A 14,153-nucleotide genomic window follows, 5' to 3' on the forward strand; every position below is an offset into this window, starting at 1 on the left:
GATTAAATTCAGAAATAAATAGGTGAAATTATGTCTTCTTCAATGTCTCGTAATACTATATGGTCGTTTCTGAGTATTGTCGGCGTTCAGTTCATTAACATTATGACCAATGTAGCATTAGCTAGAATCCTGAGCCCAGAAACATTTGGAATTTTAGGGATGGCTATTGTGTTTGCTGGATTTGCATTTGTAGTGCAAGAGGCTGGCTTAAACTCATATTTAATCTTTAAAAAAGGTGATATTCAAAAAGTTGTCTCTACTACTTTTTGGCTGAATATCATTTTTTCTATTGTCATCGCGGGAGCTCTGTACTTTAGTTCAGGGGCTATCGCTGATTTTTATCGCGATACACACGTAATTACCATTTTACATTTTATTTGTATAGGGATTTTAGTAGGTTCGATTGGAAGTACCCATCGAGCGCTGTTAATGAAAAATAATCAATTTAAAGATGTAACAAAGGTCGATATCTTAGCTGAGGTAGTATCAAGTATCGCCGCTATTATCCTAGCACTCTATATCAACGGGTTATTGGCAGTATCAGCGAAATATGTATTTAGACCGTTCATTCAATCTTTAGTTGTTTTTAAATACTCTAAATATCGTATTCAATTTGCTATCTACATGGATGAGTTGAAGGACTTGTTCTTGTATAGCGCAAATGTACTGGGTTCTCAATTATTTATGTATATGAATAACAACGTGGATTTCTTTTTAGTAGGGCGTTTCTTAGGAGATAAAATCTTAGGAATTTATACACTAGCCTTTCAATGGGGAGCACTAGCTAGATATTATCTTTCAGGAGCTGTGATGAGGGTTGTATTTCCAGAAGTATCTAGACAGCAAGATGATCCTAGCAAACTAAAAGATATGTATTTAAACGTTGTTTCAAAATTAGCCTTTATTACACTTCCAATTTGCTTCGGTTTAGCCCTTGTAGCATATGAGTTTATTTACGTCCTGTATGGAGAGAAGTGGATGGACGTTGTGCCTGTTCTTCAGTTGCTGCTCATAGCGGGGGGAATATCTTCTATCAGTGTAGTAGGAGGACCGGTGCTGCGAGGTATAGGGCGACCTGATTTAGAAATGAAGCTTAGTGTATTTTCGTTTGTTTCTTTTACGGCGTTAGTTCTTATTGGAGTAAAGCATGGCCTTCTAGCAGTTGCTATAGCAGAGTGCTGCCGTGTTGTTCTTGTAGAGACAACAAGACTGTGGCTCATCAGAAAGCATTTAGGTGTATCTGTACGAGCTGTATGTAAGCAATTGCTGCCTACTGTGCAATCGTTAGTACTCATGATTATTGTACTGTATGGAATGAATTTGTTAGAGATTGAAATAAACGTACTGATTCTATTTGTACTTAAAGTTGCAATTGGTGCGGCTGCTTATATTACGGGTTCGTTTATCTTTAATAAATCCCAGTCTAAATGGATTCTTAACTACGTTAAAAAGAAACAAGCAGCATAAACTTTTGTCGTTAAAAAGAGGGAGAACATGAAAAAAAAGATATTGATTGTCAATAGCTTCTATTTTCCTACCATCGTAGGAGGAGCTGAAATTTCAACTCAATTGCTTGCAGAGGGATTGTCAGCTGATTACGAAGTGCATGTGTTAACAACGGGTGAACAAAAAAAGAAAGTTTTTACAGAAGTTATTAACGGAGTTACGGTGCACCGTTTGCCTTCATTAAATATCTATTCGCCTTTAGACCGAAAAGATAAAGGAACGTTGAAAAAGTTAACCTGGCATTTTATTAATATGTATCAGCCATCTCAGGCGAAGTTACTGACTAAAGTGTTAAAAGAAATTAAACCTGACCTCATTCATTCTCAGAATTTAATGGGTATCGGAACTTATCTATGGAATATCTGCAGCCAGCTATCTATTCCAATTGTTCACACAACGCGTGACTATGCTCTTATTGAGCCCGTAAATAGCGGTGTGGTCAATCGTTTCATTCATAAGGTCAATGTAAAAAGAAGTTTGAACGTGAAAAAAGTGGTTGGTATTTCAAATTATATTTTGAAGTATCATCAAGACCATCAATTGTTTCAACGCTCCGACGCAGACGTTATTGGTAATGTAGTAAATGCTGAGCGTTTTGATCGCAATCCAAGAGTAGAGGGTGACCCTCTAACCGTTGGATACTTTGGCCAAGTGGCTTCTAACAAAGGCGTTATGATGCTCGTAAATACAATTCAACAGCTAGATTCTTCGATTGTGAATAAGCTAGTTATTTGCGGTACAGGAGATCAGCTTGACGTAATAAAAGAAATTGCTAAGACAGATAGCAGAATTGTAGTAAAAGGAAAAATTTCTCAAGAAGAAGTATATCAGCAGATGGCCAGTGTAGATGTAACCGTCGTACCGTCAAAATGGGCTGAGCCTTTTGGACGGGTAATTATTGAATCTTATCAGCAGGGCACTCCTGTTCTTGCAACAGCTGTAGGTGGCATTCCTGAATTAATTCCTGAAAAAGATATGTTGTTTGAAAGAGAAAATATAGAAGAGTTAAAAGAAAAATTAATCGTTATCCAAAAAATGTCGCGTAAATCTTATGAAAAGTTAGTTTCTGATAGTTACGAAAATTCCGTTAAATATAGAGACAATCTTGTAGATTACAAACGCGTGTATGAGAAAGTAATGTAACAAGTGTTATAAAGGCACGCATGTAGGAGGAGTAGAACATGAAAATTAGTGTGGTAGGAACTGGATATGTAGGGCTTGTAACAGGTGTATGTCTATCAGAAATTGGCCATGATGTTACGTGTATTGATACAGACATCAACAAAATTAACAAAATGAGACAAGGTCAATCGCCCATCTACGAACCAGGATTAGCTGAGCTAATGGTTAAAAATATTAACGAAGGTCGCTTACATTTTACAAATGTCCATAAAGAAGGCTTCGAAAATTCAGAAGTCGTGTTCATCGCAGTAGGAACACCTCAGCTTCCAGACGGTTCTGCTAATTTACAATATATTGAAGCGGTAGCAGAGCAAATTGCTCAAGAGGTAACAACTGATGTGGTCGTTGTAACAAAAAGTACAGTGCCAGTAGGAACAAATTATCGAGTAGAGAAAATTATCCGTGAAAATCTTAAAAATGACGTAAAAATCAGCATTGCTTCAAACCCTGAATTTTTACGCGAAGGTTCAGCGGTTCAAGATACATTTAACGGGGATCGAATTGTTGTCGGAACAGATGACGCTGAAACAGCGGCTATTCTTGAAGAGATGTACAAGCCTTTGAATATTCCAGTATTTAAAACAGACATTTCAAGTTCTGAAATGATTAAATATGCATCAAATGCGTTCTTAGCAACAAAAATTAGCTTTATTAACGAAATTTCTAATATTTGTGAAAAGCTAGGGGCGAATGTAGAAGATGTAGCAAATGGCATGGGCTATGATCAGCGTATTGGCCGAAACTTTTTAAATGCGGGAATTGGTTACGGAGGGTCATGTTTCCCAAAAGATACGCATGCATTAGTGCAAATCGCAGGCGGAGTGGAGCATGATTTTGAGTTGCTTAAATCTGTTATTCAAGTAAATAACAATCAGCAGCGTCTAATGGTAGATAAAATTGTTTATAAATTTGGCAGTTTAGAAGGAAAAGTTATTTCATTATTAGGTCTGGCGTTTAAACCAAATACTGATGATATGCGTGAAGCAGCTTCTATCGTTTTAGCAAAAGAATTAATTGCTCAAGGAGCTAAAGTGAAAGCATACGATCCAATTGCTATGGCAAATGCAAAATCACTTCTTCCAGAAGCAGTTACTTACGAAGAATCACTTTCAGGTGTTCTACAAAATGCCGATGCAGCAGTAATTGTAACAGAGTGGGATGAATTTAAAAATATGAACTTAAAAGACTTGCATACGGTCATGAATGAAGCAGTTGTTTTTGACGGACGTAATTGTTTTGATGAAAAAGCCGTAACAGAAGCAGGTATTGAATATCATTCTGTTGGTCGAAAATCTATTTACACTTCTAAGTCATTAATTAATTCCTAAGAGATCAGAAGGTTAATTGCCTTCTCTCTTTTTCAAGGCTTCCCTTTCCTATTAGGAATAAATTTTAATGAATATAAGGAGAATACTATGGATGTATATATAAATGGACGCTTTTTGACTCAGCGCGTAACAGGTGTGCAACGGTTTGCGTGGGAAATCATACAGCGTTTAGACAAACAAAAAGACGTTCAATTCACGATTTTAGTTCCCCCTAATTATGAGGGGGAGCATTCGCTTCAAAACATAAAAATCAAATCAATTGGCCAATCTACAGGACATAAATGGGAGCAGTTAGAGCTACCGGTTTATGTAAAAGCAAAGCCTTTAATTAATTTCTGTAATACGGGTCCTATTTTGAAAAAAAATCAAATTGTTGTGATTCATGACACGGCTGTCTATGCTTCACCGCAAGGCTTTTCAAAAGCTTTTAGAGTGTGGTACAAAACAATGTTCACATTCTTCAAACTTAGATCAAAAAAAGTATTAACTATTTCTCAATTTTCAAAAGAGGAATTAATAAAATATCTAAAAATCAGTTCAAAGAAATTAGAGTTAATTTCTGAAGGCAAAGAACATTTTGATTCTATTAAAGAAGATGATTCAATCCTTGGGAAGTTTGATTTGAAACCCCAGAAATACATTCTAGCTGTGAGCAGTATGAATCCAAACAAAAACTTCAAAGCGCTAGTCGATGCTACCGAGTATTTGCAAGACGAAGATTTTCAGATTGTTATAGCTGGCGGAACGGATTTAAAAGTTTTTAATAAAATTGACATTGAAAATGAAAATATTAAGCAAGTTGGATATGTAACAGACGAAGATTTAAAAGGTCTGTATATGAATGCAGGCTGTTTTGTATTTCCGTCCGTTTACGAAGGATTTGGATTACCTCCCTTGGAAGCAATGTCTACAGGATGTCCTGTACTTGTGTCCAATGTCGGCCCGATGCCTGAAGTATCTGGTGACGCTGCTATTTATTTTAATCCGAACGATTCACAAGAACTTGCGGATAAAATTAGATATGTCATGAATAGTGATGATGTAAAGCAAGAGCTAAAAGTAAAAGGTTTAAAACAAGCTGAAAAATTTTCTTGGCAAACAGCAGCTAATCAGCTGATCGGATATACAAAGTCGCTGGATGTATAAAAAGGCAAAGGTCTTTTTATGAAAGGAGATTTATCCCCTATGAAAGTAATGCATGTAGGTGAATACGTAAAAGGCGGAGTAGCCACTTATGTAAAGGAAGTTATTGATTACCAGAAAAACTGCGAAGATATTGAAGAAATCTATCTCGTTGCAAGTGACACAAATTCTGATAAAAATTTTGATCTTCCTTCTGAACACCTGTTTTTTTATAAATACGAACGCAATTTGAAGAGCGTTGCAAGTGCGGTTAAACAAATAGAAAAAGCAATCGATCAAGTACAGCCTGATGTCGTACATGTTCACAGTACGTTTGCAGGAGTGTTTGTAAGGTTTCCTTTGTTTTTTAGAAGAAAGAAATATAAAGTTGTTTATTGTTCACATGGATGGGCTTTCTTGATGGAGTTATCTTCCTTAAAGAAAAAGGTATTTACGTTTGTTGAAAAGGTACTGTCTACAAAGACAGATAAAATTATCAATATTTCGCAAAACGAACAAAAGAAATCTCTTGAATTAGGGTTTACTGATAATAAATTAGCGCTCATTAACAATGGAATTAATACAACTGTACGTGATGGAAATCCAAACCTTAAAGTCGATAAAGAAAAAATAAACCTCTTATTTGTAGGGAGGTTTGACCGACAAAAGGGACTAGATATCTTAATTGAGTTTTTTACAGGCTATAAAAATAAAGATATCCAGCTATATATTATTGGTGATAGTGTGCTGAAAAATAGTGCAATTGAAATCCCTGAAAATGTGATAAGCGTTGGCTGGGTAGATAATAATCAACTAGATTCATATTATGAGTTATTTGATGCGGTGATTATTCCTTCCAGATGGGAAGGTTTTGGATTAGTTGCTGTGGAAGCAATGAAAAACGCAAAGCCAATTATAGTAAGTGATCGAGGAGCGTTACCTGATTTAGTTGGAAATGATAATGGTTATATTTTTTCGCTTAATCAGTTAAGTACATTGGAACAAATCTTGAACTCACTTAATAAAGCTGAGCTGCGACGTAAAGGTCTAAATGGTTATGACTATTTTATGGACAACTTTACTAGCGAAATAATGAATAAAAAAATTATTGATGTATACAAACAAATAATTTAATAAGGTGGGCATAAATTTGAATTTAGTACTTTTATCAGGTGGGTCTGGCAAGCGCCTATGGCCGCTGTCCAATGATGCGCGTTCAAAGCAATTTCTAAAAGTATTAGAAGATAAAAATGAGTCGCTTGAATCAATGGTTCAAAGAGTATGGAATCAGCTAAAGAATGTCGGACTCGCTGAATCTTCAGTCATTGCAACGAGCAAATCTCAGGTTGATATGATTCACAGTCAGTTATCGAATGAAGCTGACCTGATTGTAGAACCTATGCGCCGAGATACATTTCCGGCTATTGCGCTTGCTGCTTCTTATATATACAGCGTTAAAAAAGCTTCATTAGACGAAGTAGTAGCTATTCTTCCAGTAGATCCGTATGTAGATGATGCTTTTTTTAATAGAGTAAAAGAGTTAGAAAGAGTTGTGCAAGAGAGCGAAGCACAGCTGGCTCTTATTGGTGTTACCCCTACATATCCTTCATCTAAATATGGATATATTGTTCCTGCAGAAGAAAAGGAAGAAAGTAAAGCGGATTACCTTTCAGTTAACCGATTTACAGAAAAGCCGAGTGAAGCGGCAGCCGCTGATTTAATTAAGAATAACGCTTTGTGGAATTGCGGAGTATTTGCTTTCAAACTAGAATATGTGATCTCTATTCTTGAGGCTAAGGGCTGGCCAACTGATTATGAAAAGTTGCTGAAACAATATAGTACTCTTCCTAAGATTAGCTTTGATTACGAAGTAGTAGAAAAAACAAAAGACATTGTGGTTCTTCCATATGACGGCTATTGGAAAGACTTAGGAACTTGGAATACATTAACGGAAGAAATGGGCACAGTCAAAATTGGTAAAGGTGTTATCAGTGAAGACAGCGAAGGAGTTCATTTAATTAACGAGCTAGATATCCCGGTCACAGTACTTGGAGCTTCTAATCTGGTAGTAGCTGTAAGTCCTGATGGCATTCTTGTATCGGATAAAGAATCCAGTCCTCGTATTAAAGAGTTAGTAGGTGAGTTTGACAATCGCCCTATGTACGAAGAACGTCGATGGGGATGGTATCGCGTATTAGACTATACAAAGCTTGAGGAAGAAAAAGAAGTTTTAACAAAAAGAATTGGCGTAGCAGCAGGCAAGAATTTAAGCTATCAGCTGCATGATTATAGGGACGAAGTATGGACAATCATTAAAGGAGAAGGGGAACTAGTTTTAAATGACCGCTTGCAAATGGTAAGACCCGGGGATGTAATAAAAATAGCAGCAGGAGAGAAGCATGCAATTAAAGCAATCTCGGATATGGAATTCATTGAAGTGCAAACTGGTTCTCAATTAATCGAAGAAGACATTGTTCGACTATATATGGAATGGGACGCTATTCAGGAGCATGTATTAAGTGTAAAAGAAGTGTAGGAGCAAAAGCAAAAAAGAGTAGCTTCATCTACTCTTTTTTGTTTGGTATTTTTGCTGCTAAAAACGTTATATAAGTAATAATAGAGGAGATGTACAATCATTGAAACAACCTATTTTTTTACGACCATCATTTCAAGAGAGGATCTGGGGTGGAAATCAGCTAAATAAAAAGTACGGATATACCATTCCATCCTCGAGAACGGGAGAGTGCTGGGCAATTTCTGCTCACCCACATGGTCAAAGTGTTGTAGCATCTGGAAAGTTTGCTGAAAAAAGCTTAGGAGAACTATGGGAAGAACATCCAGATTTATTTGGTCATTTTGAAAGCGATCGTTTTCCTTTGTTAACTAAAATTCTAGATGCAAATGATGATTTATCTGTTCAAGTTCATCCGGATGATGAGTATGCCAATAAGTTTGAAAATGGTGAGCTAGGCAAGACAGAATGCTGGTATATTGTTGACTGCGATGAAGACGCAGATATGATTTTTGGACATCATGCGCAGTCCAAAGAAGAATTTGTTCAGTTAGTGGAAGATGGTAATTGGGAAGGGCTTCTGCAACGAGTCAAAATTAAGCCAGGTGATTTTTTCTACGTTCCAAGCGGTACGATTCACGCTTTGTGTAAAGGAACGCTTGTATTAGAAACTCAGCAAAGTTCAGACACTACATATCGCGTGTACGACTATGATCGCCGAGGAGAAGATGGTAAGCTTCGAGAGCTTCATTTAGATAAAGCAATTGATGTTACTACTGTTCCTCACACTGCAGCTAAAATTGAGCCAGCTATCGCTAAAACAGCTGGGGGAAGCATTACAACATTCGTGGAAGAAGATTATTTCACTCTATATAAATGGGACATTACTAACTCCTTATCACTGACTCAGGAACGCTACTTTACACTAGTAAGTGTGATTAATGGTGAAGGTAAAATAATCTCAGAAGATAAAGAATACTCAATTAAATATGGTGATCATTTTATTATTCCACATGAAATGCATTCATTTACAATTGAAGGACAGGTACAATTAATTGCTTCACAACCAAACAGTAAAGGAGGTCATCAACGTGAGATGGCAAGTACAGCTAGACAAATGGCTAATGTTTGATGATTTGAATGAAGAATTAAAAAAAGAGTTACTTTTAATGGAAAAAAATGAAAAAAAAGCAGAAGATGCATTTTATAAAAACCTAGAATTTGGCACAGGCGGAATGAGAGGAGAGCTTGGACCTGGTACAAATCGTTTAAACATTTATATGGTTCGTAAAGCTACCAAAGGCCTGGCTTCTTATATTGAGGAAAATGGAGATAGTGCAAAGACACGAGGAGTTGTAGTAGCTTACGACTCTCGTCACAAATCACCTGAATTTGCATTAGAAGTAGCAAAAGTATTAGGGCACCATGGAATTAAAACGTATATTTTTGAAGAGTTGCGTCCTACGCCTGAGCTGTCTTTTGCCGTCCGTTATTTAAATGCATTTGCAGGCATCGTGATTACAGCCAGTCATAACCCTCCAGAATATAACGGATATAAAGTGTACGGAGAAGATGGAGGACAGCTTCCGCCTGCTGCTGCAGATACTATTATTTCTTATGTAAATGCAGTGGAAAACGAGTTATTGATACCAGTAAAAGCAGAACAAGAACTTCTTGCTAATGAATTATTGACGTATGTTGGCGACGAAGTTGATGCAGCTTATACGGAACAGTTGAAAACAATTCAGTTGAATCGTGAAGTTGTAGAGCAAGCGGGAAAAGATTTGAAAATTGTTTTTACACCTCTACATGGTACTGCCAATAAGCCTGTTCGTGCCGGATTAAAAGCATTTGGTTTTACAAATGTTACGGTTGTAAAGGAACAAGAGCTTCCGGATCCTAACTTCTCAACCGTTAAATCGCCTAACCCTGAAGAGCATGCAGCTTTCGAATTAGCTATTCAATATGGCAAAGAAATTGATGCTGATATCCTAATGGGAACAGATCCAGATGCTGATCGCTTAGGTGTGGCAGTGAAGAATGAAAATGGTGAATATGTAGTACTTACAGGAAACCAAATGGGTGCTTTAATGCTTCACTATTTGTTAGAGCAGAAAGAAAAACAAAATATTCTTCCCGAAAATGGAGTCGTTGTTAAAACTATTGTAACGTCTGAAATTGGGCGTGCTATTGCTGCTAGCTTCGGATTAGAAACAATTGATACATTAACAGGTTTTAAATTTATTGGCGAAAAAATTAATGAGTTTGAACAGACAAAAGAGTATCAATTCCAATTTGGATATGAAGAAAGCTATGGCTATTTAATCGGGGACTTTGTCCGTGATAAAGATGCTGTCCAGTCAGCAGTTTTTGCAGCTGAAGTTGCAGCTTTTTATAAGGCGCAAGGGAAATCTCTTTATGAGGGTCTATTAGAGATTTTTGAAAAATACGGATACTACAAAGAATCTCTTTATTCTTTAACGCTTAAAGGAAAAGACGGAGCAGAGCAAATTGAACGAATTTTAACTTCCTTCCGAAATAATCCGCCAACGCAAGTAGCTGATAAGTCTGTGACGTTCATAGAAGATTACCAATCTAGTAAAAAAGTAGATGTAGTTCACAATAGATTGGAAAACATTCACTTACCGAAGTCTAATGTTTTAAAATATTACCTAAACGACGGATCATGGTTTACCGTCCGTCCGTCTGGAACGGAACCTAAAGCTAAATTTTATTTTGCTGTACAAGGTAAAAATCTAGAAGAAAGTCAAAATTTATTGGAAAGACTTCAAACAGAAGTAATAGAATTAGTAGATAGTATAATAAGTAAAAAGAATCAACCAGTCACTTAAAAATATGAATTAAGAACTATTCATTAGTTTAGAAAACAGGTAAGTAGTTGTTTTTTTTTAGAGAATTTTATCAGATATTTATAAAATAGTGTAGAAGTTGGATAAAAGTTCTATTATAATGAATAGGAATGAATTCATCTATTATTGGAGGTCAACATGGCAGAAACAATCACGCTGAGAGACTTGTTTCGGACAATTAAAAAGCGTCTGTGGCTTATCGGTATTATTACTTTGATAGCAGCGATAATCAGTAGCGTCTTAAGTTTTTTTATTTTAACGCCAACTTATGAAGTGAAAACACAGCTACTGGTGAACCAGGCTAAGTCTGAACAGCAACTCTATAACTCTGGAGAAGTAGAAACAAATATTCAATTAATTAACACATATAACGTTATTATTAAAAGTCCAGCAATACTTGAAAAAGTCAAATCTGAACTAAATTTGGATATGAGTGTTGAAAAATTGAACGAAAAGATAGAAGTTACAAGTGCAAAAGATACTCAAGTAGTAGAAGTATTAGTAACGGATGAATCACCGTACGTAGCAGCTAAAATTGCAAACAAAACAGCACAGGTATTCAAAAATGAAGTTTCAAAGATTATGAATATCGATAATGTTAGTATTTTAGCACCAGCAGAAGTTAAGGAAAACATATCTCCAGTAAGCCCGAATCCGCCGTTATATATTGGTATCGGAATCGTGTTAGGTCTTATTGTAGGGTTAGGTGTTGTATTTTTAGCTGAACAGCTAGACAACACAGTAAAAACAGAAGATGATATAGAACGTTTATTAGAGTTGCCAATCATGGGCATTGTGGCACCTATTAGTGACACTAACTTGTCTACTAGTAGAAGAGCTCATTCTTCTAGTGGTCAGAGAGTGAGGGGGGAATCCATTGGCTCGCAAAAATAAAAATAACGATAAACTGTTGACAGTTCAACGTCGTTTAGTTGCACATAATTCACCAAAATCACCATCGGCCGAACAATATCGTACAATTCGTACAAATATTCAATTCTCTACTTTGGAGGAGGATATTCAGACAATTGTTATGACTTCTTCGGGTCCTGGTGAAGGGAAGTCTACGACAGCTGCTAACTTAGCGATTGTATATGCTCAGCAAGGCAAGAAAGTTCTTTTAGTAGATAGTGATTTACGAAAACCAACTGTACATTATTCTTTTAGATTAGAAAACTACGTTGGTTTTACAAATGTTTTAACAAAACAAGAAACATTATTAAATGCGGTTAAGAAGACAGACGTTCCAGATCTGTTTGTTTTAACAAGTGGCCCAATACCACCTAACCCTTCAGAGCTTCTTGCCTCAGGTTATATGAATGAAGTATTGGAGCAAATGAAAGCTGGATTTGATTTTATTATCTTTGATACGCCACCAACACTGGCAGTTACAGATTCACAAATCCTATCTAATAAAGCCGATGGTACCATCTTAGTAGTAAGTAGTGGCAAGACCAATATGGACGCTGCTAAGAAGGCTAAGGGGTTATTAAGTAATTCTAAAGGTAGATTATTAGGAGTTATTTTAAATAATCGAAAGTTGGACAATGATAGTCAATATTACTATTATTATGGTACTAATTAATAAAATCTTGATATTTAGACTCACTTAGTAATTTAAGAAAAGAATAAAATAATCTTTTAGGCTGCCATATCACCAAGTTCTATAGGTGTGTGGCAGCCTAATTTTATTTATTGACAGACTCACTCACACACACTCTCTCACTTTCTCAACAGACAAGGAGTTATATTTACGTATTAGAATCCTTCAGGTTTTAAATTTTATTGGAATGACTCTAGTGCTACTAATTTTAACGACCGTACCGCTTCTTAATTGGGTACGACCTTTACTTAACTTAAAAGTCTATAGTTTGGATATAGCAAGTTAAAGGTACTTATAAACTTCTTTGATTATATTTACTGAATCTAGTCAATCAAAAACTATATATAATATCAGCTCAATTGATTTAAACGTAATTATAATAGAAAACATAACAATATAATTATAAAGAAGGTTAAGAAAGAGGGGAAATATGTTAATCAGTAATTTAAAACGGATTTCTAGGAAGAAAATTCTCGTTTTACTGTTAATTTTATTAATAGCTATAACAGGAATCATCAGTGTTTGGAAACAAAAGCAACAAAATTTCCTAGAATCGCATTATAGCGTGTCTGATGGTTTGGGAGTAAGTATTCATCCAGGATTAAAAGAAGAAGAAATAAAATTTATTGCAGAAGCAGGGTTTAAATGGGTAAGAATTGACATTTTTTGGTCTTCGGTTGAAACTAAAAAAGGTATCTATGATTTTAAAGGAACAGGATACGATCAATTAAACAAATCTTTGAAAGAAAATAACATTAAACCCTATTATATCTTAGATTATGGAAACTCCTTATATGAGCAAGATAGGTCAGTTAATACTAGCGAAGGAAGAGCAGCATTTGCGAAATTTGTGAAAGCTACAGTTACAAGGTATGGTAATCAAAAAGGTATTTGGGAAATATGGAATGAGCCGAACATAGAGAAGTTTTGGAGTCCACAGCCTAGTGAACTTAATTACGCTCTTTTAGTTAAAAAAGTAGCACCAGTAATTAAAAAAAATGATAAAGGTTCAACTATTGTAGCACCTGCACTTGCAGGTATTAATAAACAGTCTTTAACATGGATGCAGAATACGTTGGATCAAGGAATATTGCCTTACATCGATGCGGTATCCGTTCACCCTTACCAATATGATAATCCTGAAAATGTTATTGACCAATACCAAGAATTAAGAAGTTTAATAAAACAATATAGTAAAGAAGATGTACCAATAATATCAGGCGAGTGGGGATATTCACTATCTAATACAAAAAATCAAAAGTCTATTACTGAAATGCAGCAGGCAGAATATGTAGCTAGAATGAATTTAGTAAATAACTTAGAAAAGATACCAGTCAGTATATGGTATGATTGGAAAAACGATGGAGAAGACCCCAATAATAGAGAACATAACTTTGGTATTAACTCTTATTATTCAACTCCTAAATTAAGCTATTTATCTATTCAAACCTTATCTAGAACTTTAGAGGGATATCGTTTTTCGAAGAAAATTAAAACTCAAAACCCCAATGACTATATATTGGAATTTTCAAAAGGAAATAAGAAAAAGGCTATTGTTTATTGGACAACTGGAAATAGTCATCACACAACTATACCTTTAAAAGATGGCAAAGCTATAAAAATTTCAATGCTTGGAATTAAACAGCAAGTCGAATTGAAAAAAAAGATGGGTTTAAATCTTCTTACAAGTCCTACTTATTTAATGATTGATTAGCAAGAAGGTGTATTTTTTGGTTAAAGAGGGCTGTTATCAGCTCTTTTTTTGATTTATAAAAAAGTCCGTGTATACATAGTAATTATTGTTTCACATATCATTGGTTAGGCTTTAGCGTTTAATAGACAACTGCGGTATTAATTAATGTGCTGAAGCTCGCTATAAGGTGCTGGAAAGCCCTTAAAAAGCATACGTTGTGTGTTTAATTTAAAGAAGTGTTATCAGAAAGGTTGCCGCCCGCTTAGTAACCTAATCCAATACCGAGCTTATTACTAGTAATGAGTTAATTTCAGCTAATGAGGATGTAAAACACATT

The 14,153-nt window shown here is 35.6% G+C and carries 11 protein-coding genes; all 11 read left to right on the top strand.

Annotated elements, in window-relative coordinates:
• Positions 1 to 30: 30 nt before the first annotated feature.
• The 11 genes from AC0C45_RS09140 to AC0C45_RS09190 all read left to right on the top strand — a co-directional run bounded on the left by AC0C45_RS09140 (position 31) and on the right by AC0C45_RS09190 (position 13,837).
• Positions 31 to 1,467 (top strand): lipopolysaccharide biosynthesis protein, encoded by a 1,437-nt coding sequence (locus tag AC0C45_RS09140; protein WP_472928080.1) that lies wholly within the window; start codon positions 31 to 33, stop codon positions 1,465 to 1,467.
• 27 nt (positions 1,468 to 1,494) lie between these two features.
• On the top strand, positions 1,495 to 2,649 hold the full coding sequence (locus AC0C45_RS09145; RefSeq protein ID WP_472928081.1) for a glycosyltransferase family 4 protein: 1,155 nt from the start codon (positions 1,495 to 1,497) through the stop codon (positions 2,647 to 2,649).
• Positions 2,650 to 2,687: 38 nt separating this feature from the next.
• Positions 2,688 to 4,016 (top strand): UDP-glucose dehydrogenase family protein, encoded by a 1,329-nt coding sequence (locus tag AC0C45_RS09150; RefSeq protein ID WP_155008338.1) that lies wholly within the window; start codon positions 2,688 to 2,690, stop codon positions 4,014 to 4,016.
• Positions 4,017 to 4,103: 87 nt separating this feature from the next.
• Positions 4,104 to 5,162 (top strand): glycosyltransferase family 4 protein, encoded by a 1,059-nt coding sequence (locus AC0C45_RS09155; RefSeq protein ID WP_472928082.1) that lies wholly within the window; start codon positions 4,104 to 4,106, stop codon positions 5,160 to 5,162.
• A gap of 39 nt (positions 5,163 to 5,201) precedes the next feature.
• The gene (locus tag AC0C45_RS09160) at positions 5,202 to 6,272 is read left to right on the top strand and encodes a glycosyltransferase family 4 protein (protein WP_472928083.1); all 1,071 of its coding nucleotides are present in this window, start codon (positions 5,202 to 5,204) and stop codon (positions 6,270 to 6,272) included.
• Between the two features lie 16 nt (positions 6,273 to 6,288).
• Complete coding sequence (locus AC0C45_RS09165) at positions 6,289 to 7,674, top strand: sugar phosphate nucleotidyltransferase (RefSeq protein ID WP_472928084.1); 1,386 nt, start codon at positions 6,289 to 6,291, stop codon at positions 7,672 to 7,674.
• 100 nt (positions 7,675 to 7,774) lie between these two features.
• Positions 7,775 to 8,782, top strand: a complete 1,008-nt coding sequence (gene manA / locus AC0C45_RS09170) for a mannose-6-phosphate isomerase, class I (RefSeq protein ID WP_252287984.1) — start codon at positions 7,775 to 7,777, stop codon at positions 8,780 to 8,782.
• Entirely contained in the window at positions 8,742 to 10,502 is a 1,761-nt protein-coding gene (locus tag AC0C45_RS09175) for a phospho-sugar mutase (RefSeq protein WP_472928085.1), read from the top strand. Before manA ends, AC0C45_RS09175 begins: the two co-directional genes overlap by 41 nt.
• A 156-nt stretch (positions 10,503 to 10,658) precedes the next feature.
• Entirely contained in the window at positions 10,659 to 11,414 is a 756-nt protein-coding gene (locus tag AC0C45_RS09180) for a YveK family protein (RefSeq protein ID WP_472928086.1), read from the top strand.
• Positions 11,398 to 12,105: a CpsD/CapB family tyrosine-protein kinase gene (locus AC0C45_RS09185; protein ID WP_472928087.1), complete on the top strand. Its 708-nt coding sequence runs from the start codon at positions 11,398 to 11,400 to the stop codon at positions 12,103 to 12,105. The genes AC0C45_RS09180 and AC0C45_RS09185 overlap by 17 nt, the downstream gene beginning before the upstream one ends.
• A gap of 448 nt (positions 12,106 to 12,553) precedes the next feature.
• Positions 12,554 to 13,837 (top strand): cellulase family glycosylhydrolase, encoded by a 1,284-nt coding sequence (locus tag AC0C45_RS09190; protein ID WP_472928088.1) that lies wholly within the window; start codon positions 12,554 to 12,556, stop codon positions 13,835 to 13,837.
• Positions 13,838 to 14,153: the final 316 nt, after the last annotated feature.

It is taken from the genome of Priestia sp. VA7 (genome assembly GCF_055710015.1).

Excerpts from the sequence above, each read along its gene's own strand:
- AC0C45_RS09140 (WP_472928080.1), top strand. The coding sequence starts at position 31 with ATGTCTTCTTCAATGTCTCGTAATACTATATGGTCGTTTCTGAGTATT.
- AC0C45_RS09145 (WP_472928081.1), top strand. The coding sequence starts at position 1,495 with ATGAAAAAAAAGATATTGATTGTCAATAGCTTCTATTTTCCTACCATC.
- AC0C45_RS09150 (WP_155008338.1), top strand. The coding sequence starts at position 2,688 with ATGAAAATTAGTGTGGTAGGAACTGGATATGTAGGGCTTGTAACAGGT.
- AC0C45_RS09155 (WP_472928082.1), top strand. The coding sequence starts at position 4,104 with ATGGATGTATATATAAATGGACGCTTTTTGACTCAGCGCGTAACAGGT.
- AC0C45_RS09160 (WP_472928083.1), top strand. The coding sequence starts at position 5,202 with ATGAAAGTAATGCATGTAGGTGAATACGTAAAAGGCGGAGTAGCCACT.
- AC0C45_RS09180 (WP_472928086.1), top strand. The coding sequence starts at position 10,659 with ATGGCAGAAACAATCACGCTGAGAGACTTGTTTCGGACAATTAAAAAG.
- AC0C45_RS09190 (WP_472928088.1), top strand. The coding sequence starts at position 12,554 with ATGTTAATCAGTAATTTAAAACGGATTTCTAGGAAGAAAATTCTCGTT.